Raw genomic sequence first — 23144 nt, 5'->3', positions numbered from 1 at the left:
CTTTTATTCGTCAATTCTTTTGTCCATCAACTGGTTTGAAAAGTTATGGTGCTTTGATTGGGTAAAAATACTGGCTATGTTTAAGCAAAAATTAAACAACGATATTGACGAGGTATATACACATCTGCCATTTATAAATTGAAGTGATCATTCTCGTTGTCATTTTTCTTTTTTACATCCTGACATGTTATTGCCGGGTGTAAAGCGCTGAGAGATTGCTGTTGAGCTTGAATATTTGACCGCTAGACGTATTAATTATGAAAAGTAGCAGAGGAGTACAGGACGAAAGCTATAACTACGCCTACTGAGAAAACCAAATTATATAAGTTAACATGTGGTTCTCGAATTGTGCATCAAATAAATCCAAATTTTAAATACGTAAACTGAAATTTTTCAATAAGTGCCTTGCAACAAGCGACTCCGTTAAATCCCCAACCGGTCTTCAACATAAGCTTCCTCTTCGGCTTCAATACGCAATGCCTCAACAAGAATAGGAGCATTGTCATATCGAGAGTAACATATATCTTCCATCTTATCCACCAAGTCCGAAGAATGATTTTGCAAAACTGGAACCTTGTAGTTCGGGTATAGCGATAACAGGGGGTGTTGCCCGAGGTTTTGATTTATCTCAGAAACTAAGTAGTATTTACAGGTATTGCACTTGCAAAGAACAGGCGTTTAAAAAGCTGGCCTTGTGGTATAATGATGTAGAAGCATCTGCAATTGAATCGTTCAGAACTGTATCGAGAACCATTGAAACGCATTACCTTGGTATCCTGAACTTCTTCAATAACAGAAGTACGAACGCTTCAGCAGAATCTTTCAACGCCAAAATCAAAGTTTTCAACGCTTCTGTAAGAGGTGTGAGAGATATCAACTGCTTTCTTTTTCGATTAGCTAAAATTTATGCCTGAACCCTACAGCCCCCAACTTTTCAACCTGATCCCCTGATCCCTAAACTGTGCACGCCGCGCCCTTGCGCAAAAACGGACATAAAAAAAGCGCATCTTGCGATGCGCTTTCTGAGTGATTCCGCTGGGAGTCAAGATCGCTCTCATTATTGTAAGTAAATCAACGAATTAGTCTTTAATAAAACTCATTAGTCCCCTTTTTAGTCCCCTCTTTTTTTAAGCCAGAATAAATCAGATATGGTAAACTTTTATCCGCACAAAGTTACAAACACATTTCATTGAAAAGTGCTTTTTTTTACTGATCAAACAGCGTGAGGATAAAGTCCGAAACCAATCGTCCAGTGAGACAGTACTTGTAAAAATATTCAGTAATGCTTTACTATGCCAACAAGAACTTGCGATAAAATATCGGCGCTTCAAAATTTTTCGTAAAATTATACCCTGTTCCTCTAAAGTTAATTAAGAAGAATCAACATGACAGCCCAAACATTACCATTTAGTACACTTATCCCGATCGATCGAAAATCCCCGACTCCAGTATTCAGACAACTCGCAAATGGTTTGATTGATTTGATCAGGAAAGGACAACTTAAGACCGGCTATCAATTGCCGGCAAGTCGGGATATGGCCTCAATGCTGAAAGTAAACCGTGCAACGATTGTAGCTGCATACGAAGAATTACAGGCTCAGGGCTGGGTTGAATCTGTGAAACGAAAGGGGAATTTTGTTTCTAAGTACTTACCTATTAGCAGTCCCAAGTCCTTCCAAACCCCCGATCTGAGCGGGGTTCCCGCCAGGCAACCTAACAAATTTTACAGAACCATCGCCGCTCCACCATCCGGAACAAGGAAGCTGATGGCTCACCAAATGATGATCAACGATGGTTATCCTGATGCCAGAATTGCTCCCTTAGATTTGATAATTGACCGATACCGGTTTCTTTCAAAGAGGGTGAATACTTATAATAAACTGCTATCTGAAGGCTCGCTGGGAAGCAACTCGTTGAGAACCGAGCTTGCCCTGTTTTTATCTAAGACAAGGGCTTTGGATATAGCCCCGGAACAGGTTCTGGTTACCCATGGCGCACAATTGGCGATCTCCATAGCAGCAGGTATGATCCTTCAGCCAGGCAGCTCGGTTATTGTTGGTGACATGAACTATGTTTTAGCCGACAGGCTTTTTGAGCAGTTGGGTGCCAGGCTTATTAAGGTCAAGGTAGATCAGGATGGGATCGACGTAGAGGCAATAGAAAACATCTGTAAACAAGCAAGGCCGAGCCTTCTATATATCATTCCCCACCACCATCATCCCACAACGGTAACCTTGAGCGCAGAAAGACGGGTTAAGCTTTTAGACATCATTCAACGCTACCAGCTTCCGGTGATCGAAGACGATTACGACTATGATTTCCATTACGAGAATGCTCCGATACTGCCATTGGCCAGCGCAGAACATAATGGCTATGTTCTTTACATAGGATCTATTTCTAAAACACTGGCACCCACTATTAGATTGGGATATCTTATTGGAGGGCAAGATTTCGTATGGCAGGCCTCTAAGCTTAAACAAGTGTTGGACATTCGTGGCGATGTGTTATTCGAAGAATCTGTTGCCCATCTGTTCACAACAGGCGATATGCAGAGACATCTTAGAAGATCTGTGAAAGTATATAAAAAGAGGCGAGACCAGTTCTGTGAGCTTCTTCAATCTTCTTTGGGAGACGTCGCCAAGTTTATCGTGCCCAATGGTGGTATGGCTGTTTGGACATTATTTGATCCCGGATATTCAATACCCAAGCTCGCAGAAAGATTGGCGACCAACGGCATTTATCTGAATGACGGAAGCCTTCATAAGTATAAAGATGACGTCAACGGGATCAGGTTGGGTTTTGCCTCGTTAAATACAAATGAAATGCAAACTTTTGCCCATTCCCTTAAAAAATCCCGTTGAGCAGGCCCTTCGTATCTATAAACTATTGGGTCGTGTCATCTTTTAATGAGACGTAACTGGAAAAACGTATGTTTATTGTATTTTGACCCAGTCACTAAACCTGATCTTACCAGGGAAAAATTCACCTGAAGGCACTAACAAAGATCTCGGAATATCTTCAAACATGTACTTATCATTGTCGTTGGCTATTACTATTATATCCGCTCCTTTCTCCCTCAGGTAACCTTCCACGAAATCAGTCATCAATCCGCGGTCAGGACCGGCTATTTCTACTATCTTGTTTTTAGGCTCCTCCAAAGAAAACCTCACTACATAATCTACAACGTCTTCCAATGCTATGGGTTGATAGTCTACTGTTGACACATGTACATTCTTCCCGTCCGCCTGAACATCGATAATTGTGCCTACATGTTCGTGGAATTGAGTTGAGCGGATAATGGTGTACGGTATGCCAGATTCTACCACCGCATCTTCCTGGTGTTTTTTTGCTCTAAGATACCCGATATGCTGTGCCCTATCTGTACCAACGATTGAAAGGACGAGGTGGTGCCTGATACCAGCAATTTTTACAGCCTTAACCAGATTATTGGCTGCCGTTTTGAAAAAGTTCAAGGCGATTTGCGCTTCAGGCGATGGAGAATTGGAAAGATCAATTACAATATCAGTTCCCTCTAAAGCATTTGCAAGCCCTTCTCCTGTCAGAATATTGACGCCATTTGACGGCGTTCCCACAATTACTTCGTTGCCGGTATTTTTCAGTTTTTCACATACGCCTTTACCTACCAGGCCGGTTCCTCCGATTACTAAGGTCTTCATGACTAAAACATTTAAGTAAAAAATTTGTGCAATAGAAACAGACGCCATTAATAAGCAAAGCGGCTGCCGTTTTCAATGTCAAAATAATAGATAAAAATGACGACCCCGACCATCCAAAAACCAGATTTAAGGCCGTCCAGACCATATACTTTCTGAAATATCATAGAATGCTTCTTTTTTGCAAAGACGGCACCAGAAAGGCATTTAACAGGTTGACGATGCGTTATCATATCGAATAATTAACTAGCCTGGTTTAAGAACCGATAGTTCCGTCGCCGGATGAATAGCCGGCGCAAATGATTATGTCTAATTTTCGATAATTTTGACGAACCGAAATGATACCTAAAGAAATACTCAGGGCCAGAACTTCTTAAGCAACTTCGTTTAATAAGGACTTGAAACAGGTGACTGAGTTTTTTGATTTTGTCTACAAGAGACAATAATCGCAATAAACAAAAGCGAAAATATAAAACAACCTGCCTTTCTCAGAGCTTATCTATTACTGAGCCAGATATCACTTAACGAATTTCAGGGTTTCTGCAAGAGGTGTAAGGGATATCGACTTCTTCCTTTTCCGATTAGCTAAAATTTATGCCTAACCTCACCGATCCCCCAACTTTTTAACCTGATCCCTGATCCCCTTTTTGATCCCGGCCCCGGTGGCTAAAAAAAGCACAAAAAAAAGCGCATCGCAAGATGCGCCTTCTGAGTGATTCCGCTAGAATTCACTACTTCACTAAATATATCCAGTACATCAAAAATCTAGGTTCGCTAGCAGTCTCGAAGCCCTCTTGGGTCTCCCTTTTTTTGATACCGTTTCAAATAGAATCAGAAGAACTGTTGCTTAGGGAAAAATACGATTAATACTTAAATCACACATGACAAATGTAAAAATTCACCTCGCAACCATTCAATGTAAAAGTAAATTTCAAATCAGTAAATTTGGGCAGATCAGACATAAATTTTTAAATAAACGTGGACCTCACAGACCAAATCGAATCAAACTCATTATTTGAACTTTACAAGGCTTTAAATCTATCGGTAAGTCTCTTTGACCTTACAGAAGGGTTTACCATTTTCAACCTGAACGAAGTTGGCTTCGAACTACCCTATAAATCGGCATCTTTTCGACCTAATTTCTTTTCATTTTTATTTGTAAAAGAAGGGAAAGGACAATATTGTATTGATGAACATGTTTTTGAAGTAGAGCCCCATTCTATCTATTTCACCAATCCAAGCAATTACCGAACGTTCAGCTGGCAGGAAATTGAGGATATATCATTAATTACTTTTGACGAAACCTTCCTGAAACAATATATCGGTGAAGGCGTTTATACTGATTTTCCTTTTTTGCTTTCAGAAGTAGTTCGGCCAAAAGTTGTAACGGACAATTTTTTTCTGGAGACTGATAGTATCAACCAGCAAATATTGAAGGAGTATAGAAAAAATACATCTTCAAGGTACAAAATTATTGGTCATTTGCTGGCAGTGCTGCTTTTTAAAATAAAGGAGCATATATGGAAAGATTACAATCCTATCTATGAGGGTAACAGGAGCTCCCAGATTGTCATTTCATTTAAAAGACTATTGGAACAGCATTACCGTGATCTGAATTCAGGTAAAATTGATACGGCTTTCAGAGTACAGGATTATGCCAATGCTCAAAACCTGCACCCCAATTACCTGAGCAGCGTGATTAAAAGCAAGACCGGGAAAAACATAACGACATGGATCGCTGAAAAAACACTTGCAGAAGCAAGGTCACTGTTGCAAAATGCATCCATACCGGTTAAGGAAATTACTTATAAACTGGGATTTACAGAAACCGCCCATTTCAGTAACTTCTTCAAAAAACATGAAGGCATTTCCCCGATCCAATACCGTAAATCCCATCATCTTTAAAATTCGCAACTCTTCCTTTTATTGACGTAAGAACAGGATGATTCGTCCCAAATACCTTTGTCTTGTAAAAATAATTGAAGCAAAAATTATTGTTGAACAAGATAAATACAAACAAAATGGGACGAATAATCATTACAGGCTCTTCGGATGGGCTCGGTATGATGGCCGCAAGCCTGCTGATAAATGCTGGGCATCAGGTAGTGTTGCATGCCAGAAACGAACAGAGAGCTGAAGATGCACTTAAAGCCAACCCCAAAGCCGAAGCTGTACTTACAGCAGACCTTTCCAGCATAGCCGAAACAATAGCTCTGGCAGAGAAAGCAAACGCAACAGGCCGTTTCGACGCCGTTATCCACAATGCGGCTGTAGGATACAGAGAATCCCGAAAAATAATAACCGAAGACGGCCTGCCGCATGTTTTTGCCATAAACAGCCTGTCGCCGTACATTCTTACTGCCCTTATAGAAAAACCGAAAAGGTTAATTTATACGAGCAGCGGGCTTCATCGTGACGGCGATAGCAGTCTCAGCGACCTGTTGTGGAAACATAAAACATGGAATGGATTTCAGGCCTACGCCGATTCCAAACTGCATAACGTCCTGTTAGCTTTTGCGGTGGCAGCCCGATGGACGGGGACAGCGGCAAATGCTTTAGAGCCGGGGTGGGTAGCCACGAAGATGGGTGGCCCAGGTGCTCCCGACAGTCTTGCTGATGCTCCGCTGACACAGGCATGGTTGGCTACATCAAGGGATCCGCAAGTGTTACAGTCCGGAGGCTACTACTACCACAAACAGCCACGGGAAGTGCATCCTGATTGCATAGATCAGGAGATACAAGAACGCTTTATTGAAAAGTGCGCGGAGATTTCCGGAGTTAAGCTTCCGTCTTAGGACACCGGCTGGCTTATCGTTGTTGCCCACACTTTAAAATTTGCAACTCCTGCTATACCCTGCGCAACAATGAGTTGCCCTCCCCCTGCCAGCTTTGCATCAACAAATTTAAAAACAGATCAAAATGAAAAATTTATCAGGAAAAGTGGCCGTGGTCACCGGCTCATCAAGGGGAATTGGCGCCGCTATCGCTTTAAAACTAGCCGAAGCCGGTGCAAAAGTAATTATAAACTATAGTGGTGATCAAGGTGCCGCCTATGAGGTTGTTACTCTGATCGAATCCAATGGCGGAGCCGCGTTTGCGATAAAGGCAAATGTTAGCAGCAAAGAAGAAATCATCCGCCTGTTCGACGAAAGTATTACCCATTTTGGCAAAGTGGACATTTGGGTAAATAACGCCGGTGTGATGCTGAACAATTTCATTCAGGACCTCACTGAAGATCAATTGGAAAAGCAATTGGGTATTAATTTCAAAGGCGTTTTTTATTCGCTTCAACAGGCTGCTACCAGGCTGGCAGATAACGGAAGCATTATCAATCTTTCGTCTACAGTTACCCGTACTATTTTCCCCACCTACGGTGTTTATGCCGCGACAAAAGCAGCGGTGGAACAAATGAGCCGTGTATTTGCCAAAGAGATCGGTGCAAGGGGCATCAATGTCAACTGTGTATTGCCCGGCCCTACAGGAACCGATTTATTCCTTAATGGCAAGTCGGAAGAACAGATAGCACAGCTCGCTGCTACCAACGCTTTCAAACGCCTGGGTACCCCCGAAGATATAGCCAAAATAGTTGCGTTCCTGGCTACTGACGAAGCTAAATGGATTTCCGGACAAAGCATCGGTGCCAACGGTGGAATGGCTTAGCGAAATACAAACAAATAATGTCAGCAATTAAATTTTTATAAAAATGAACACTCTTAATAACAAAGTAGCCTTGATCACAGGCTCAGGAAGGGGCTTGGGAAAAGCCATAGCGGAACGTTATGCTGCATTGGGCGCTAACATCGTACTGAATTACTCCAGAGATAAAGCTGCCACCGACCAGGTGGAAAGTACCATCAAAGCGATGGGCGTAAAAGTTATCTCTGTGCAGGCCGACGTAAGTAAGGTAGCCGATATCAAACGCCTTTTTGAAGAAGCGAAAAATGCTTTTGGTAAAATAGATATTGTTGTAGCCAATGCCGGTATTGAAATGGTAGAAACGCCCGTCACCCAATTTACCGAAGAGCAATTCGACCGCTTATTTTCCATCAATACCAAAGGTGCTTATTTTACCATGCAACAGGCCGCTCTGCATGTGGAAGATAAAGGGCGTATTATCTACATTGCTTCCAGTACTACTGCATTTCCTGTTCCAGGCATGGCGGTGTATGGTGGCAGTAAGACCACACCAAGATACCTGGTAGACGTATTGTCAAAGGAAATAGGCCATCGGGGTGTTACCGTTAATTCCATCATCCCTTTTGCGGTAGACCATTCCGGCATTTTTGCAGAAGAAGGCAGTTATCCGGAACTACGTAAATCCTTATTAGAAAGTTGCCCGATGGGGCGATTGGCGGAAGTGGAAGATGTGGCTAACGCCGCAGAATTTTTTGCCACTGACCTATCTTCTTTTGTGAGCGGCCAGCAGTTGTTGGTAAACGGAGGGGCTACCCAATAAGCTGTACATGAGGAATAATTTAAAATTTATCTTACCGGTGACGCTCCTGTGTGCTTTACAAGCCTGCGGGCAGACCGGTAACCATAACCATCAAACTGTTAAAGAAATGGAATTTACAAAAATGAGCAACACAAAAGTACAGGCCGCCATTGAAACCTGGCAAAAAGGAGACACGGTGATGTGGCTTTCCTTTTTTACTGCTGACGCCAAGCTCCTGGACGATGGACATCCAAGAGATTTTAAGAAATTCTCTACCGAAGCAATAGGGCATGAACGCTTTATTAGTATTGACAGGGTGGAAAATAACGGACTGGATATTTACGGTAGCTTTCACAGCGACACCTGGGGCGATTTTAAAACCTATTTTAAATTCCGTTTCAACGAAGATGGGAAATTTCACCGGCTGGAAATAGGACAAGCTAAATATTGAGATTTTAATTCAAAAACAATTAAAAGCAACATTGAAATGAAAACATTAGCAAATAAGAAAGTGATTGTATTGGGCGGGAGTTCAGGATTAGGGTTCGCTACCGCCCAGGCCGCAGCAGCAGACGGTGCGGAAGTGATAATTGTATCCAGTAACCAGCAAAGGATTGACAAAGCATTGGAAACTTTGCCTGAAAACAGCAAAGGATTTGCGGTTAGCCTTGATAAGGAAGAAAACATAAAAACGTTCTTTGCCGGTACAGGCAACTTCGACCACCTGGTGTATACCGCAGGTGAAAACATATCCATGAGTATGGTAGATGATACGGAGATAGAAAAGGCAAAGGATTTTTTTGCCATTCGCTTTTGGGGCGCCTTTGCGGCCATTAAATATGGAAAGCAGCATATCAACGAAGGCGGAAGCATAAATTTAATGAGCGGCAATTTCGGGCAACGTCCTGCCGCTGGTTATAGCTTGGGGGCCACAATTTGCGGTGCAATGGATGCTTTTACTAAAGCGATGGCGATAGAGCTGGCTCCGATACGGGTAAACAATATAGCCGCCGGAATTATCGACACCAATCTTTGGGGTAATATGAACGATGCCGACCGGGAAGGCTTTTTCAAGCACCTGGAAAATACCCTGCTGTTAAAAAGAGTGGGTAAGCCGGAAGACATCGCACAAGCATTTGTTTACCTGATGAAACAAACTTATACCACGGGTCAGTCATTAGTTATCGATGGGGGCGCTGTATTGGTCTAATTTATAACCCGGGAAAACTGTAATCCTCATTTTGGATAATCATTATCGCATTTTGGTTCATTGAAGCTTTGGTATCCATAGGACATTTGCCCTACAAATAAATGTCCAACAATAAAAATATCAAGATCATGAACAAAACAGTATTGATTACGGGAACATCATCGGGGTTTGGTGCTTCGGCGGCCAACTTCTTTGCAGAAAATGGCTGGAATGTTATCGCCACGATGCGTGATACCGGCAAAGCATCAGGTTTAAGCAATTCGGAAAACATTTTTGTGACCCGGCTGGATGTAGAAGATACAGCTTCCATACAGTCAGCCATTGACGCCGGTATTAAGCGCTTCGGAAAGATTGATGTATTGGTAAATAACGCGGGATACGGGCTCTTCGGCATTTTTGAGAGTGCCGGCCGCGAAGCTATTCAAAACCAATTTTCGGTAAATGTATTTGGGGCTATGGACGTAACCAGGGCCATACTCCCTCATTTTCGTGGAAACAAATCCGGGGTCATCATCAATGTAAGCTCGGGTGCAGGGGCCATTGGCTTTCCGATGGCATCCATTTACAGCGCCTCCAAATTTGCCTTGGAAGGGTGGTCAGAGGGACTTCGTTACGAACTGGCTTCTGTAGGAATCAAAGTAAAAGTGATTGAACCGGGCGGCGCCCCACAAACAGGTTTCCTTAGCCGTGTAGGCGGCGAAAGTGCAGGATTGCAACCGATCAATGATTACCTTCCTTTTCTGGAGCAAACCGCGAAAATGTTCCAATCGATGGCGTCAGGTTCCGATACCGATGCCGTGGAAAAGGTTGTGGCCGCGATCTACGAATCTGCTACCGACAACAGTACCCGTCTTCGGTATTCTCCGACCCAGGATATTCAGCCCATCTTAAATGCCCGTCGCTCTTCCTCTGAGGAAGCCTATCAACAGTTTACCACCAGCATTTTTACACCAGCTAATGCTTAAGATCACTTTATAAAACATTCAAATGAAAACCATCTTTATAACCGGCGCATCCTCCGGCCTGGGAAAAGCTACAGCAAAATTGTTTGCCCAAAAAGGCTGGAAGGTAATTGCAACAATGCGTCAACCTGAAAAAGAAACAGAGCTTGTGCCCCTTGCAAATATGCACCTTTTGCCATTAGACGTAACGGACGGGAAATCCGTTCAGAAGACAGTTGAAGCCGCGACTGCCATCAGCCCCGTCGATGTTGTATTCAATAATGCCGGTTACGGCTTAACCGGGCCATTGGAGGGATATGTGGATGAACAGATAACCCGACAGTTCAATACCAATGTATTGGGGGTAATCAGAGTAACACAGGCATTCCTTCCACATCTGCGGGAAAGGAAAAGCGGGTTAATTATAAATACCACATCTATAGGTGGATTGGTGACTTTCCCTTTTAGCTCAATTTACCATGCTACCAAATGGGCGGTTGAGGGCTGGAGCGAAAGCATGTCGTATGAGCTGGCAATACATAACATCCAAATGAAAACGATCGCTCCGGGAGGGATTGCGACGGATTTCATGAGCAGATCCCTGGATATGGGGAAACATGAGGCCTACGCTGAACATTTTGACCGGTTTTTAGCAGGTTTCAGCAATTCTGATAGTCCGCTGCAATTCTCATCTGCTGAATCCATTGCCACGGTAGTTTATGAGGCTGCCACCGGTGGCAAAGACCAGCTCAGGTATCTTGCGGGAAATGACGCCATAGCTATCTACCAACATAGGTTAAAGGTGGGTGCCGAAGCGTTCAGAAAGGGTGTTGCAAAAGGACTGGTTAACTAATCCGTTCGGCGTAATTTTTTTAAATTTATCATTGAAAATAACGTTATCATGATGAAGAGCATAACCACAACCATTGCGCTGATCGCTGTCGCGATAATACTGCTTTCCCTGACACCGGGGAAAACCGATCCTGATGAATCCGTCAAAAACATTGTACTTGTGCACGGAGCCTTTTTAGATGGTTCTGGATGGGAACCTGTGTATAACATCCTTATAAAGAAAGGATACCATGTATCGGTAACGCAACATAAATTACAAAGTTTAGAAACGGACATTGCAGAGGTAAACAGGATTATTGATCAGCAGGCCGGCCCTTGTGTTTTGGTGGGTCACAGCTATGGAGGTGTTATTATATCACAGTCAGGTAATAACAGCAAAGTTTCGGGACTGGTGTACATCGCAGCTCATGCTCCCGAAGCCAACGAAAAAAGAAGTGAGCTTTTCCGGAAATATCCTCCGGCCTACACTTCACTGATAAAAGGCGAGGATGGCTATGACTATATCGATCCAGAACGCTTTCCCGAAGACTTTGCTGCTGATTTGCCGGCGCCCACAGCAAAATTTATGGCCCATGCTCAAATGCCGACAGCGGATATCTGCTTTCAGGGATTGATTGATAATCCGGCGTGGAAGCTAAAGCCCTCCTGGTATATGATCGCTAAATCGGACAGAATCATTAACCCTGAGCTGGAACTCTTTTATGCGCGAAGAATGAAAGCAAAAAAGATCGTAGAGATTGAAGGCGGAAGTCATTCTATATACGCTTCCCGCCCGGAAGACGTAGCCCATATAATAGATGCCGCAGCAAAGGCTTTATCTAAATAACTAATAACCGTTTATCGGTTCAGAAAAAAGAATTATGATAGATCAGTCAGTTCCCAAAAAAGAATTACGATATTATAAATCTATTTCGGATTTATGCAAAGCACTCGGCGTTCCCAAGCCTGCCCACCCTTTGATTGCACTGATTAATCACGATGAAATATCTTCAAATGAAGTGCGTTACCTGGTTCATGACTTCTACATGATTTCGTATAAAAGTAATTTGCACGGCAAGCTAAAGTACGGCCAGGGTTATTACGATTTTGACGAAGGTGGGCTGATATTTGTTGCCCCCAACCAGGCACTGTCAATTATTGATGAGGATAGATGTCAGGGCCGAAGCTTATTTGTTCATCCCGACTTTTTTGCAGGGCACCCCTTGTTTAAATCGATAACTAAATATGGATTTTTTAGTTACAATATTAATGAAGCCCTGCATCTTTCTGAAAAAGAAAGAGACAAAATTCTGCATGTGTTTGGGGATATTAATGACGAATTAGAGACCTCCATTGATGATACCAGCCAGGAACTGGTGATTTCTTATATAGAAGTCCTCTTAAATTACAGCAACCGATATTACAAACGACAGTTTATAACAAGAAAAGCCGTTAACAGTCCGGTGATAGAGCGATTTGAAACCCTATTGAATAGTTACTATGCCACTGGACTGGCTTTGGAAAACGGAATGCCGTCCGTAAAGTTCTTTTCTGATCAACTTAACGTTTCCTCCGGGTATTTAAGTGATTTGTTGCGCAGTCTTACCGGCCTTAATACTCAGCAGCACATTCACGCGAAATTAATAGAAGTCGCCAAACAGAAACTCTCTAATTCAGAACTCACCGCAGCAGAAATCGCCTATGAGCTGGGCTTTGAATATCCGCAGTCTTTCAATAAACTGTTTAAAAACAAGACCGGCATGACACCGCTGACATTTAGAGAAAAGCTTAATTAAGTCATCTTCCATCTACTTTTTAATTAGTGATTTCGCTGGTGTCACTACTTGTTTCAGTGAAATCAGAGGAGCTGTTGCAGATGTAAAAAATACAATTATCTTTATTGAGTTGGGAATAAGTGATGGATCCTTTTTCAATAAGGATGTCTACGACTACGCAAAAAGGCTGCCCTTTGGGAACAGCCTGATCTCCGGGGGTACCATCGACTTGCATTGGGTTTGGGTTAATTTAATGCCCGAAAGACTTACGTAAAGGTAGGATTGACCTATACGAAGAACCTAGATAAAAGGCGACACCCAATACTTTACCTTTTCTCTAACAAACTTGTACATTTAGTCTTCCTTCGATACCGGTAAGCATTTTAGCAGCAATTTGCTCACTAATTCCTGTTGGTGTCGTTCCGCAAAATATTTTGAAATCATCTACCAGGTGCATCTGGTCAGCATAACCAAATTCATGTGTGATTCTATACCAGGAAATATCTGGATGCGCTTCTCTATAGAGCCATGCATTTGTAAATCTTAGAACTCTCGAATATAGTTTAGGTGACACTCCCAAACTAACTATTGCCTTTCTTTCGAATTGCCTCATGCTTAAGGAAGCAAACTCTGCAACCTTACTGATCGGTAGACTTCCGTTGCTGGCCGCCAGCATTTCAACAGCTTTATCAAAAGGGGTCATTGGCTTGATATCCGGTAGTCGCCGTAATAAGAACTTTTCTATTTTTCCAAATACCTCATTATCATTTTGGGCGTGTAATAGCTGCTCTGAAAGCTCTCTTGTTTCCTTAATAACCAGGTTTAAGTCTAATTCTTTTGCAAACTCTTGCATCGGAATACCAAGTAGCCTATAGAGCCCGCCAGGTTTGAATGTAATGCCTGCCACTCGGCGATAAGGTCCGAGGTCTATTATATTATTTTCCAATCGTGGGCCAACCACGAAATTTTCAGGATAAACGCTAAAATCTGAAGCCTCGTTTTGCTTGACCATTAGATGCCCACCACTGATTACAAAGTAAATTCGAGTAGTTACTGACCAGGGATATTTTAGGACCGCTGGGAGTGACAAACTCTTAAGATCGACATCTATTATGAAAATAGATTCCACCCAAGCACTCAAGCTGGGGGAAGCGGGCAAGATCGTATAAGTATAGGGTTGCATAAGCCACAGTTTTGATAAACTAAAATTATTGGCTTGTGCAATGCTTTAAAAATTTCTAAGATATTATTAACACAGTTAGATTACGACCAACAATAGTGCAATGTTCTTTACTGACCAGAGCACGATATTGTTATAGCATTCCTTACCTTAAATAAAAAGCAATACTAGATAAAGTGTAAATATTATTCGACAACCGCCTGGACGATTTTCGAGTAATTAATCTTCCCGTCAATATCTTGCTGGGCAATACGAATGAATATTTTCGACGAAGTGGTAAGCGTTTCCCGATCATTATCTTTAGCGCACCCTGCGAATATTACTGTAACAGTCACTGCCAAAAATAAAATGCTATAGTTTTTTCTTCTGCTTCTTGCTAATAGAAGCAACGTTGCCAGCCCCGCAAAAGAAAAAGTGATTTGAGAAAGATCAATTGCCAGTTCATAAGACAAGGGGGATGAAGAATTTCCCTTGGTAGCTTTTGAAGACAGAGTACCTATACTGATCCAGTCATTGCCATCTGAAGAAGCTTCTACAGCATATTCTTTGCAATTCGTTTCTGAGGTAGTCTTCCATTGCACAGACAGCCTATTGTTTTTGGCAAACGCGCTAATTTCGTCAAAGGTCACCGGAAGTACAACATTACCACTGTTTGAGGGAAGCGAGTAGGCTGTGGAGGCGCTGTTAGATTCCCAGTTGGAAGCGTTGTAAATAGTTGCCCTGGCAACTGCCGGGTCAGTACTGATCCTCACTGTAGATTTTAATCGCATACAATACCCTGATCCATTGGGAGGCAGCACAGCAAAAGCGTAGTTCCTGTTTCCATTCAGTGAATTGTTCAACACATTGGGAAGCGACGACGCCGTCGGCGAGAGGTCACAGTTATTGAGCGCAGTAGCCCATCCGTTTGGGCTAGCGCAAATCCCGCTAAGAAGTGTAGGAGTGGCTAAGCTGCCGGTAAACGCGAAAACAGATTCCCCGGGAGAGGCCAGCGTAACAAAGTTAGTGCTGGAGTTAAAAGTACCTTGAGTACCGGTAGCGGTGCCGACGTTTGATTTAGGGTTCGTAACGCACCGAACAACTATTTGCGTACCGTATGGCAGCGTACTGTTTGCCTGCCACCTCACCACTCCGTCGGTTAATGCGCCTGAAGGAGTTGTGCAACCAGCAGGATTGGCACTTTGAAAAGCCTGGGCATCCGTTCGCCAACCATAGTCTGTAAAAAATATAGTCGTGCCTGCAGTTACTTGCTTCAATAAAATAAAGCAAAACTCCCTGTTGCTTTCGCTTTGAGGGGTATTTACAAAATCGTTGGTGGTGTTTGAAGCTGAATTAACTCCGGTAAAAGCAATATCTCCTGCAACAAGTGTTGTTTGAGCGTTTAATTTTAACAGCATGAGGCAACCTATAAAGGGTAGCATCAGTTTCTTGATCATCATGATTGCAAATTTTGATTTGTATTTGAGGGTTATTTGTTAGGGTTTGCAAAACGTCACGGTGTTTATTGCTTTGTTTAGCCTTTAATAATCTGTAGCAAATATAGATACCTACATATACAGGTAAAATATTTATAATGTAATTCGGCAGTTGGACTATTTAACCATTGTTTCTCTATCGGTCTTACCTGAATATTTTTTGTTCTTGCGTTCTAGTGCCAGGAAGTTGTAGAACACCATTTCATGTGTCCGTTGCTCAGTGGCGAAAAGCCTGTTTATATGCATATGCATAAGATCAGCAAATATTTTAGGCCTAACTAGCTTAGGATACCCGTTTAATGTTTCTATCATTGACTGCTTCATTCTTTCATATAGTGCGGTGCTATTGATATTGAGAGATGGCATCGTTTCTTGACGGAAAGCCTTATAACGGCTGTTGATTGCCTTAAACTGCGGTTGTCTTATCACATGTTCAGCGTTGTAGCTGTCTGCCAATTTACCTATAAGATGCTCAACGTTTGCTGGTTCGATGAGCCCACTGTTAGCTACACAGTCAAAGAGTCCCATACACAATTGATATCGATGATTGTCGGACAGCATGGATTGAATCATAGAAATCACAAATTCACTGTCCGTATAAAAATGATGTTCTACCTGCCCCATATTGCCGGGCAAATAGCGGTGTGTTTCTTTTTTGTAGGTACATAACTTTATATCTGAGACAATGCCGCTTTCAAGTTCGGGTTCGAGAACTGTTGCTAATGCGGTGATCATCGTGGCTGTACTTGACAGATCTTCAATTTGCAGGCGCAACCGTAGGTGTTGCCCATTCTCATTGTAGCGAATAAAAAACCATTTAGCGATGCCTGACCGAAATTGGTCCAGGTAATAGCGAATTTTTCGCACCAACAGGTCATTGGCGATATTAGGGCTACTGTATATTTCAAAGTAAAGCCAGTCAAGACCTGGAGGAATCCACTGTCTTTTTGAAAGTGATGGAAAGGTTCTTTGCACTACAGTAAGAGGCGCGACAACCGGCTCAGCGTGTTGCAATGTTAGAATTAATTGTGCCAGATAAGGCCTGGATAGTTCGTCGATAACAACCGGGCTTTCGGGCAATGCCACTTCTTCAACATGAATTTTTCCTTTCGGGTCCTTCAACAATATTGACAATAGCAATGCTACGTCATCAACCGACCTGCTGTCGAACAGCAAGGTCTGGTCCGCTATGCCGGTTTTCAAAAATCTGCTGGGAATTGTTGTTTGAAGATAATTGGTAAGTACAGAGAGCTTAGGGGCTTGGGAATTAATTCCTTCGAATATTTGAGTCGAAAGTTGCCAGCACGCAGGAGCGACAATTATATTCTTAAATTGTATACGCGGATAATGTGGTAAATCCGGTATCAGGTTGACCGGACGGAAGCTCAATGCCGTAGAAAGTCCCTGGTTTTGAATGTCCATTAACAGACGAAATAGCGGTAAATCGGAACGCTGGTAGTTATAGGCAGTTGCCAATCTTGGCATAAGCCGCGTATTAAGTGTTTGAGAGCGTAATATGATTTCATCCCGGTGTATGCTAACTGTCAAATCAAAAACTGAAAGTGGCGAAGCAGAAGTATCGTAATTTAGAATGTTAAGCTGAAGATCATAAATTGCCGGTCTTCGGTTTACATTATCAACCGCATCTTCTTTAGTGTAACCAACGTCAAAGAACAAAACACCGGGGTTGGCGGCCTTTTCCCACTCAGCCAACTCATTACAATATTGCCCGATTCCTGGTACAGCCAATGCAAACCTTCCCAAAATACTATTGGCGGTGGCGCCGCCCATGTATTCTAAAAAGACCTGATCGTCTGCAACTACTACACCGGCGCTGATAGTATTGGGTAATATGGTGCTTGGTTCTTCTCCAGGTATGAGTGATTCCAGGTTGATCGCGTCTCCCCTTTTACAGCAAAGCATTGACCGGAAGAGGCGATCGCGTAGCCCACTATAATCATCCCCTAAGACGCTGCTGCCCTCTTCAATTAAAAAAGGGGAAAGCGCCTTGTCGCTATCATGCTGTGCCATATTACCGTAACCGATACCGATATCGGGATCGAGGGCTTCCATAACAGGTATTTCTGCCTGTTCATATTTTTTAATAAACTGATTTTTGAATGTTAACAGGTTGCGCGAAGCCTTTACAGATGTTATTCTCTGCAGCGTTGCAGCCAGTTCGGGTAAATAGTGCAGTGGCTGCTTGCTGATGGCACCACCTAGGGAGGTTCGTTCCGCAATAATGTATTGCTTATTATGATTGCATTTTGATTGTGTTCGATTGAAGTAATCTTCTCCTATAATATTTCTGCTCCGGTTAGTCAGCACAAGTTGTACCTCATACAATTCAGAGAGGTACGTTTCCAAATCAACTTGGGAGACTTTGTACCTTATCTCTGTCAATAGCGCCGAAAACGATATTGGCTTTTGGCATGAGACAAGGATGTCAATGATAAGCGGATCAAAGTCGATGGCAGCCATGACGTAGTTTTCACCCTGCCTTTGGATAAAACGTAGTTCATCCAAAACCCTATAGTAGCTGGTATTAGCAAAGAATAGCAATTTTGTGTCACTAATACTATCGATATCTTGGGGTGTTGGAGTGGTCCAATCCGTGAAGCTGTGAATAATAGGCTTTTCAGCTAGTTCTATACACCCGGCCGATGTGTTACTAAACTTGTTAAGGCTAACGGTGGCAAATGCACCAAAGGGCGTGCTCCGGAATCTTGCTCGGTTAAAATATTTATTAACGGCCAGTCGTACTTTAGCGTCTGCCGTAACTAATGACTGATAATCTAGATTCTTAATCACAGAATATAGATCTGGCGAAGCTTCTTTAATCAGCAGTTTCAACTCGTCCCATTTGTCGGAGAGACGATCGGTAAAGGAAAACCTCGGCGTTCGGATAAGCACCTGGTCGTTTAATTCCAGCTTTGTCATGTACATCGATTTTTGTAGCATGGCTAACTTACTGGAACGGAAAGGGGTCGTGAAATTAAGTTCGTGAAATGTAGTCTGTATGCCGTGAAACGGCTGAATGAGGTTTACTTCGGAGTTCCTCGCTAGGATTAGGCGAGCGTTAGATTGAAATAAGGAGGCGACCAGGGATTAAAATACTTACCGAGAATTTTAGAGTGACAAAAAGTTCGGGTACTAGTACAGGCTTTACCTAGCACTCAAGCAGCCGAAGTAAGTAAGAACGGCTAGTTTAATCATCTCTCAGAGTATAAGTTTGCTATTCTAAATTTGTACAATTAGGTATATTGTCTACCATCACTATATTTTCCTTTAATGCTAGCTCTTCTGATTCTTTATCAGCATAGCTTCCTAAGATTGACAACTGTGCTGTTATTTTAAACTCAGTGCCAGGATTAGAAATTCGGTAAACAACTTTTTTCAATAAGTCATCAGTGGAACATAATCCAATACTTGCTCGGTTGCTGTCGATGGTTTCTTTTCTTTGCTTATTATAAGGGGTTAAAAGCAGTTTACACTTATACTGAAAATAAAATTTTACGGTGCCGTAGTAAGGCCTTGATCCATTATTTGTACCCATATCCTGAATCGTCGCATAATAATCGGGGCTGATTTCACCATTAATCAGTGCCTTTCTTAAACTAGGAGTAAACACTGTATCTCCATTTTGACGGCTTTGATAATTGTGCACCATAATTACATCAAACGGAAGCATAGTGCTCAATAACCCACTTTCATTTAACGGTGGCCCAATAATATCTTCTGACAAGAATCCCCTACTTTCAAACATAGACTTTAAACAGTGAGAAATAGTATCTCCAGTTAGGTACATCATGTCTCTTTCCTTAGTAGCCATTCCGGATTCCCTCCATACATGATTGACAAGTTGATCTCTGATAACTAAACTGTCAATTTTCATAAGAATGTTCTTGTTTTTTCTAAGAATGGAATCCCGCATATTTTTTGCATATATCATATTGGAATTCCATTCGCGGTGTTTGTGCAGCTTTGAATATGCGGAAACGTTTTTAAAGAAATTACTTCCAACGCCTTTGACTGCAAGCTTTTTGCAGAGCGCCATAGAAGCATCTAATTTACCTACGTAGGCCGCACAAATACTGGCGTTGTAAAGATCAGCCGCAAAGGGGTTTTCTTTAACATCGAAGGCAAGGTTGTATATTTCCAACGCTTCGCCATATTTTGAGTCGATAATTTTAAGCTCAGCCTGGTTAACTAGCTCACTATACTTTTTATAATCGATCACGCCTGCCCAGGATATTGTATTTCCTAACAAAATTGCAAGTGCCAAAAGAGTAGTTCTCATGATTAATGTTCTATTTGATAATAGTTAATTGCATCCATTTTTAAGGGATGGTTACTCCATTCCTCCCATTTGCAATTGTAGGGATCATAGCCGCACTTTAACGGCTTACTTTGTTGTTCATGGGGATTATCTATATACGCCCGGCAATCTGTACATACGTGCCTGAATTCACAATCTTGGCAAACCTCAACTGTATCCTTGTTAATATTCCAAAACTTTTTGAAGTCATTTTCAGATAGAGCTTGCTGTAGTGTTTTGGTGGCTATATTGCCAAAGGCCAGCTGCATGGATGGACAATTTTTAATGTATCCATGTCTGTCGATACTGATCTTCCTGTTTAAGCAAGAGTTATACTGTAGGGACTCCATAAAGTTATCGGTATGAGCCACAAAATAGCCTTCATTTATAACGCCACAGCATGTTTCATTATGAATTTGTTTGGTTGAGAAGATTATTGGGACGTCGAATTCATTTGTTGCGTTTTCTTTTTGAATAGGGCTGCTATGTATTGAGAGGCCAGTTATTTGTTTGTAACTATCACATAATATTCCCCATTCGTGTTCTGATACTTCTTCACTGAACTTTAAAATTAAATCAATTGATGTAATGGTAGTGCCTTTTGTCTCGTTTAGTATGGCAACAAAGAAGCTTAATGGAAAAGTTGAATAGCAACGAATTTGCAAGTATTTGCAATTAAGGTCGTTTAGTTGATCTACAATATTTGGGAAATCTAATGCACAATTCTGATCAATGTCTATGATACAACTCTTTACTTCAAAGGGATAACTCCATTTCTTTTCAAGCTCAGGAAACCATTCTGGGGCATGAGTGTGAAATATTAAATCCTCCTGCTTAAGGAAATCAAAGTATTCATCCAGCACCTCATCGTACTCGTGGTTAAAATTTTCTTTGATTTCATGAAGGGTCCTACCTTGAAATTCGACTAAAATATCATACAACCCGTTAGGGATAAGATGAACCTTATTTCTTTGGAGATCACAAATTGTGCTCCTTGAATGGCCTTTTACAGGAACGCAATTAGCATACAATTTAAAAGCAGGTATTGTGTCCATAAAAGCCTATAGTATTTTTGAAATCGGTTTTGTTGGTGGATAGTTATTGCAATTATAGCTTTGGAATTTTTCAATTGCTATAAACCTGTTCACAAGAATGTATTTGCTTCGATCCAGCGGCTTGAAATACCAGAAAGTCAAGGGGAGGAACTTCATTGAATGTTCCGGTACTAGGTCGGTTATTTTCATAAATATTCTGCGATTTCTTTTTCGATATAAAAGTTTCCCGCTTTGGATAGAAAACCATATTGACCAAAGGGGTTGACCTCCAGGAAATGAAATGTGTTATCAGGTGACACTATAAAATCAAATGAGCCGTAGTTAATGTTTAAGAGCTCAATCATTGCTGCCACTTCTTCTTGGATAGAGTCCGGAAGATTAAACGGAACACGCCTTTGAGGCATTTTACGATCGATCTCTCTTCCATCAATTTTAGATGATTCGTTTGCCTGTGTAAATATTGCAATAGCATAAATTTTGCCATTAAAGTAAAATGCTCTTACCTCAAAAGCTTTTTCAATCAGCTTTTGCACGAAAGTAGGCGGGAATGTATCATTAAAATGTCCGATTTGTTCTTCTGTAATTTCCTCTGTTCGTTGCCCACTTATAATGTACCTATCTGTAAAAATGCTTATTCCATCCACCATTGGCTTACAAATTATTCGGTTCCATTCCCTGAGAAGCTCAGCTAACCTAGCCTTTCGATAGACTATTTCGTAATCGGGGACATTAAACTTTAAAGAGCGGGCGAGCCTAAGAATCATCAACTTATTAACGATAGCCTGAGACATAGGTACTTGACCAAACCTCTTGATGCCTGCTAGACTTTCTGAAAAGATATTGTACCAAACAGCTTCCGCTTCTTTAGCGATGTATTCGCTAAATTGAAAATCTAGTATAGCCTCGTCTGTTTTCAGATGCCGTTGCATCATCCCACTTCCGTTAAGATAAACAGACTTCACTTCCTGATTTTTTACGGCATTTTGCAAGAACTCCAAATCTGCAAGGGTATTCACTCGGAAAAAGGATTTTCCCATTGCCTGAAGCCATTCGATAATTTCCACAGTTGTATCATCCCTTTGCCTGCTGTGAACGATAACCATATAGTATCAATTTTTAAGTTCGCGACTGTCCGTACAACCTGGGATTGCACAAACCAGCTGACAACCTGGAAATGGGTTAGGTACCGCAGAAACAAAACAATTTGGTCTGCGTGAATTTATGTCAGGCCCTATAGAAAAAGCATTGTAGGGATTGAAAATATTGAATTTTAGTTTTTCAACGTAATCGCCGATAGGCTCCAGACCCGACTTTCTTCTTTTTTCATTTGTCTGATCGAATGATTGGTTGTTGAAATTACAGGCGTAGTAAAAGCAACCTGATGTTACAATGCTAGGGAGTCCAAGTTCCTGGATTTTTTTATTAGTCAAAACCTTTTGTAGATAAGCAAAATCGACTAGTCCTTGACTGTTTGCTACCAGAAGAAAGTCTCCAAGCGCGTCTTGATCGATGAAATAGAACTGGCGGGACGCCAGATCGCAATAATGCATTTTAATTATATTACTGAAGATAGGATCGGTGATAACGGTATCATGCTCTATACTTGCCCCGATTTTGTAAGGCGATAAGTAGCCAACCTCATTAAACATATTCAGCAGTCTTTTCTCAATCTCCCTTTTTGAGTTGTTCAAGTCCTTAAGACTTTCAGGACCCAAGTTCAAGATTGGGGTAGCCATAATTTTGTCGTAATCTAAGGCCATTCTTTTCAACTCTGATAATAATGCAAAATTTACGTTCTCTATCCTTAGTTTCTCATTTTGGGCTTTCCTGATCAGCGAATTCCACCCGGGTTCCGCTTTAAGTTTGGCATAAATAAACTTCTTTTCGAAATAAGGCGCCCCGACACCTAGTGAGGCGAGGTCGTATGCATATTTAAATGCCTTTTCGTTCTTGTTTAGGTAGATAGAGACAACCAGAGCATTTTCAATATCTTTTAATAAGGGTTGCTTATTTAATGCAAAAGCTATATCGAAATGTACGTCAGCATTTCTATAATCTGCCTTAGTTACGGCCAATTCGGCCATATTGATCTCCTGATTATAATTTTCTGCTCCAAATCCCTTAACTTGAATAGCTACTAAGATAGTCAAAAGACAAAGCAATACGGTCACACGGTTCATATAGATTATGTTGTGAATAGTAAATTAAGAATGGATTGTCTACTCTCAGGGAATAGACAATCCATTGATT

The 23144-nt window shown here is 41.7% G+C and carries 21 protein-coding genes; 12 read left to right on the top strand and 9 right to left on the bottom strand.

Annotated elements, in window-relative coordinates; all coding sequences use genetic code 11:
* The first annotated feature begins 506 nt into the window (after positions 1–506).
* Together ACLOAU_RS02645 and ACLOAU_RS02640 are read left to right on the top strand one after the other, a co-directional pair.
* Positions 507–914 carry a transposase gene (locus ACLOAU_RS02645; RefSeq protein ID WP_427862671.1) on the top strand — a complete coding sequence of 136 codons (408 nt, stop codon included), beginning with the start codon at positions 507–509 and terminating at the stop codon, positions 912–914.
* A gap of 471 nt (positions 915–1385) precedes the next feature.
* Positions 1386–2861: an aminotransferase-like domain-containing protein gene (locus tag ACLOAU_RS02640; RefSeq protein ID WP_427860278.1), complete on the top strand. Its 1476-nt coding sequence runs from the start codon at positions 1386–1388 to the stop codon at positions 2859–2861.
* A 72-nt stretch (positions 2862–2933) separates the two neighbouring features.
* On the opposite strand, the gene ACLOAU_RS02635 is transcribed toward ACLOAU_RS02640, so the two are convergent.
* Entirely contained in the window at positions 2934–3677 is a 744-nt protein-coding gene (locus ACLOAU_RS02635) for an SDR family oxidoreductase (RefSeq protein WP_427860277.1), read from the bottom strand.
* Positions 3678–4652: 975 nt separating this feature from the next.
* Between ACLOAU_RS02635 and ACLOAU_RS02630 the strand changes: the two genes are divergently transcribed.
* The 10 genes from ACLOAU_RS02630 (at position 4653) to ACLOAU_RS02585 (ending at position 12887) form a co-directional block, all read left to right on the top strand.
* Positions 4653–5579, top strand: a complete 927-nt coding sequence (locus ACLOAU_RS02630) for a helix-turn-helix domain-containing protein (RefSeq protein ID WP_427860276.1) — start codon at positions 4653–4655, stop codon at positions 5577–5579.
* A gap of 116 nt (positions 5580–5695) precedes the next feature.
* A complete protein-coding gene (locus ACLOAU_RS02625; protein WP_427860275.1) occupies positions 5696–6469 on the top strand; it encodes an SDR family NAD(P)-dependent oxidoreductase in 774 nt (257 codons plus the stop codon).
* 124 nt (positions 6470–6593) lie between these two features.
* Positions 6594–7334, top strand: coding sequence for an SDR family oxidoreductase (locus tag ACLOAU_RS02620; RefSeq protein ID WP_427860274.1), 741 nt, complete (start codon positions 6594–6596; stop codon positions 7332–7334).
* Between the two features lie 43 nt (positions 7335–7377).
* A complete protein-coding gene (locus ACLOAU_RS02615; protein ID WP_427860273.1) occupies positions 7378–8130 on the top strand; it encodes an SDR family oxidoreductase in 753 nt (250 codons plus the stop codon).
* 106 nt (positions 8131–8236) lie between these two features.
* Positions 8237–8560, top strand: a complete 324-nt coding sequence (locus ACLOAU_RS02610) for a hypothetical protein (protein WP_427860272.1) — start codon at positions 8237–8239, stop codon at positions 8558–8560.
* A gap of 36 nt (positions 8561–8596) precedes the next feature.
* Positions 8597–9319 carry an SDR family oxidoreductase gene (locus tag ACLOAU_RS02605; protein ID WP_427860271.1) on the top strand — a complete coding sequence of 241 codons (723 nt, stop codon included), beginning with the start codon at positions 8597–8599 and terminating at the stop codon, positions 9317–9319.
* A 128-nt stretch (positions 9320–9447) separates the two neighbouring features.
* On the top strand, positions 9448–10284 hold the full coding sequence (locus ACLOAU_RS02600) for an SDR family oxidoreductase (protein ID WP_427860270.1): 837 nt from the start codon (positions 9448–9450) through the stop codon (positions 10282–10284).
* Between the two features lie 22 nt (positions 10285–10306).
* On the top strand, positions 10307–11113 hold the full coding sequence (locus ACLOAU_RS02595; protein WP_427860269.1) for an SDR family oxidoreductase: 807 nt from the start codon (positions 10307–10309) through the stop codon (positions 11111–11113).
* A 48-nt stretch (positions 11114–11161) separates the two neighbouring features.
* Positions 11162–11938 (top strand): alpha/beta fold hydrolase, encoded by a 777-nt coding sequence (locus ACLOAU_RS02590; protein ID WP_427860268.1) that lies wholly within the window; start codon positions 11162–11164, stop codon positions 11936–11938.
* Between the two features lie 34 nt (positions 11939–11972).
* Positions 11973–12887, top strand: coding sequence for a helix-turn-helix domain-containing protein (locus ACLOAU_RS02585; protein WP_427860266.1), 915 nt, complete (start codon positions 11973–11975; stop codon positions 12885–12887).
* 19 nt (positions 12888–12906) lie between these two features.
* On the opposite strand, the gene ACLOAU_RS02580 is transcribed toward ACLOAU_RS02585, so the two are convergent.
* The 8 genes from ACLOAU_RS02580 to ACLOAU_RS02545 all read right to left on the bottom strand — a co-directional run bounded on the left by ACLOAU_RS02580 (position 12907) and on the right by ACLOAU_RS02545 (position 23074).
* Positions 12907–13101, bottom strand: a complete 195-nt coding sequence (locus ACLOAU_RS02580) for a hypothetical protein (RefSeq protein ID WP_427860265.1) — start codon at positions 13099–13101, stop codon at positions 12907–12909.
* Positions 13102–13203: 102 nt separating this feature from the next.
* On the bottom strand, positions 13204–14049 hold the full coding sequence (locus ACLOAU_RS02575) for a DUF6597 domain-containing transcriptional factor (protein WP_427860264.1): 846 nt from the start codon (positions 14047–14049) through the stop codon (positions 13204–13206).
* Between the two features lie 182 nt (positions 14050–14231).
* On the bottom strand, positions 14232–15485 hold the full coding sequence (locus ACLOAU_RS02570; protein WP_427860263.1) for a hypothetical protein: 1254 nt from the start codon (positions 15483–15485) through the stop codon (positions 14232–14234).
* A 153-nt stretch (positions 15486–15638) separates the two neighbouring features.
* Positions 15639–18461, bottom strand: a complete 2823-nt coding sequence (locus ACLOAU_RS02565) for a lantibiotic dehydratase (RefSeq protein ID WP_427860262.1) — start codon at positions 18459–18461, stop codon at positions 15639–15641.
* Between the two features lie 295 nt (positions 18462–18756).
* Positions 18757–19821, bottom strand: coding sequence for a hypothetical protein (locus ACLOAU_RS02560; RefSeq protein ID WP_427860261.1), 1065 nt, complete (start codon positions 19819–19821; stop codon positions 18757–18759).
* Between the two features lie 2 nt (positions 19822–19823).
* Positions 19824–20894, bottom strand: a complete 1071-nt coding sequence (gene gwsS / locus ACLOAU_RS02555; protein WP_427860260.1) for a grasp-with-spasm system SPASM domain peptide maturase — start codon at positions 20892–20894, stop codon at positions 19824–19826.
* Positions 20895–21079: 185 nt separating this feature from the next.
* Positions 21080–21997 carry an ATP-grasp domain-containing protein gene (locus tag ACLOAU_RS02550; RefSeq protein WP_427860259.1) on the bottom strand — a complete coding sequence of 306 codons (918 nt, stop codon included), beginning with the start codon at positions 21995–21997 and terminating at the stop codon, positions 21080–21082.
* Between the two features lie 6 nt (positions 21998–22003).
* Entirely contained in the window at positions 22004–23074 is a 1071-nt protein-coding gene (locus ACLOAU_RS02545; protein WP_427860258.1) for a hypothetical protein, read from the bottom strand.
* Positions 23075–23144 lie beyond the last annotated feature (70 nt).

The sequence above is a fragment of the Paraniabella aurantiaca genome (assembly GCF_050309965.1).
In the GTDB taxonomy this organism is placed as follows: Bacteria; Bacteroidota; Bacteroidia; order Chitinophagales; family Chitinophagaceae; genus Niabella.
The sequence above is the reverse complement of the archived record's forward strand: the minus strand, read 5'-3'. Positions and strand labels throughout refer to the sequence as shown.